Annotated in this window: 1 pseudogene; it reads right to left on the bottom strand. The window is 71.8% G+C overall.

Annotation, left to right across the window (positions count from 1 at the left end):
• Positions 1–1,121: pseudogene (locus tag ABTU92_RS29250) on the bottom strand (hypothetical protein); the annotation flags it as partial.
• Between the last annotated feature and the right edge of the window lie 5 nt (positions 1,122–1,126).

Raw genomic sequence — 1,126 nt, 5'->3', positions numbered from 1 at the left:
CCGAGCAGGTTCTGGGCGTCGGTCGCGCCGTCGACCAGCGAGAAGGCGTCGTATCGCTTCAGGCCGACGATGCCGTTGACCGGCTGGTTCGCCCACGAATGGCTCGGCACGCCGGCATACTGGAAGTCGACCCGCACGCCGATGCCGAGGACCCGGGCGGCGCCGTCCTCCTCGACGGTCTGCTCGCCGCGCGCGACCAGGTTCCAGTTGTCGACGCAGATCAGCCGGTCCGAATTGATGGTCTCGCGCCAGTCGATCGCGTCCTGCTTGGTGAGACCCGGGCCGCCGACGACGGCATGCGCCATCAGCTTGGAGCAGATGCCCGGCAGCGCCGCACAGATCGGGTTCGCCTGGGCGACGCCGCCGGAGATCACCACGGTCACGTCGAAGCCGTCGCCGATGACGAAGTCGGTGCCGACGTCGGCGATCGTGAAGCCGATCTGCGACGCATACGCGACGCCGACCGTGGCATCGGCCCCGAAGGTGCCGTCCGGACGTTCGACCGAGAACACGCCGCCGTTCGCCGGCACGGCCGGCGCGACCGTGATCACGAAGGCATCGCCGACCACGAAGTCGGTGCCGCCGTCGGCGATCGTGAAGGTCGGGCCGTTCGGGCTGTTGTAGGCCGTGCCGACCACGGCGATGCCGTCGACCGTGCCGTCCGGACGCGTCACCACGAAGCTGCCGCCGTCGGCGGCGGCGACATGACACGTCGCGCGCCAGGACCCGAGCGGCGCGGTGGCGTCGGCCGAGAGCGAGCCGATCGTGCCGGTGCCGGTGTTGCCGCCGGTCTTGGGAGCGGCGGTCGCCGAGCGCGCCCCGCCGACGCAGCGCACCTTGTAGACACCGGCCTGCACGCCGGTCAGGTGTGCCGGGTTGGCGAGCGTCATGGTGCCGTTGCCGGTGTTGCCGCCGGTCTTCGCGGCCCGGGTGACCACCGGATCGCCGGCCGTGCGGGTGAACCAGCCCGTGTAGCCGGGGGCGCCGATCAGGCGCGGAATGACGCCGAGCAGCTGGCCCGCCTTGAGGAGCGCGTACAGGCCGGTGCCGGCCGCCTGGTCGCCGACGATGTTGGCGATGACGGTCGTGATCGAGGCGTCGTCGGGCACCCGCACCAGCACGACGC

Origin of the sequence: Rhodoplanes sp. SY1 (genome assembly GCF_046000175.1) — a bacterium.
GTDB lineage: Bacteria > Pseudomonadota > Alphaproteobacteria > Rhizobiales > Xanthobacteraceae > Rhodoplanes.
The sequence above is the reverse complement of the archived record's forward strand: the minus strand, read 5'-3'. Positions and strand labels throughout refer to the sequence as shown.